This window comes from Pseudoflavonifractor sp. 60 (assembly GCF_009911645.1).
Classification (GTDB): Bacteria; Bacillota; Clostridia; order Oscillospirales; family Oscillospiraceae; genus Lawsonibacter.
In genome coordinates this window covers 1-903 of the sequence record NZ_QWKI01000114.1, presented here as the reverse complement: position 1 = coordinate 903, position 903 = coordinate 1, and the positions used below count along the sequence as shown (strand labels likewise).

General features: G+C 63.9%; 1 protein-coding gene. It reads right to left on the bottom strand.

Annotated elements, in window-relative coordinates; genetic code table 11:
• The coding region (locus D1646_RS12775) for an S-layer homology domain-containing protein (protein WP_160636817.1) at nucleotides 1-903 on the bottom strand (903 nt) is incomplete at both ends.

The following is a 903-nucleotide window of genomic DNA, read 5'->3' as shown; positions in this document are numbered from 1 at the left end:
CTCCAGAGCATAGCCGCTGATCTCGCTCTCGTCATTGAAATGCAGCTCCTTGTTGGTGGCGGCGGGACTGCCGGAGTGCCGCCAGAGCATCACCGCCAGCTGCTCCCGTGTGATGGGGTCATTGGGGCCGAATGTCCCGTTGCCGTAGCCGCTCACAATGCCCTGGCTGGCCGCCCAGCGGACGGCCTCGGTGTACCACGACCCGTCCGCCACATCGGAGAAGTCCAGCAGGTAATTGACGGCCGGTCCGCCCTCCTTATTAAAGAGGATTTGGGCAAGCTGGGCGCGGGAGAGGGTATCATTCGGCCCGAAGCGTCCATCTTCATAGCCGTTCATCAGGCCGTTTTCCTGGACAAACCGCACGGCCTCATAGAACCAATCGCGCTCGGACACATCCGTAAAGGGGTTGTTCCAGGGTGTTTCCGGCGTTTCAATGGGCTTGTAGGTCACCTCAATCGTTACCCTGCCGTTGGGCTGCTGGAAGGTGTAGGTCCCGTCCGGCTTTTTTGTTACCTCCACGGGCTTGCCGTCCTTATCGGTGACGGTGATCTCGTCCACCTCGTAGCCCTCGTCCGGCTTGGGGGTGACGGTCACGGTGTCGCCCCGCTCCGGGCGGGAGGGGGAAACTGATACACTGCCGCCCTCGTCGGGCTGGGGCACGTCGGGCTTGTAGGTGGGCGGGGTGTAGCCCCCGCCGCCGGAACCGCCGCCGCTCTGGGCCCTCGTGATTTCAAAGTTGACGGCCAGCCGTCCGATATAGGTGGGGTCGGTGTCCGCGGCCCGGAAGATCACGGAGTAGGTCCCCACCTCGGTGGGCGGCTGAGCACCCTTATAGGAGGTGCCCAGCCTGCCGGTATAGCTGATCTCCAGCTCCGGCGTCACCGGATTGCCGCCGCTGTCCCG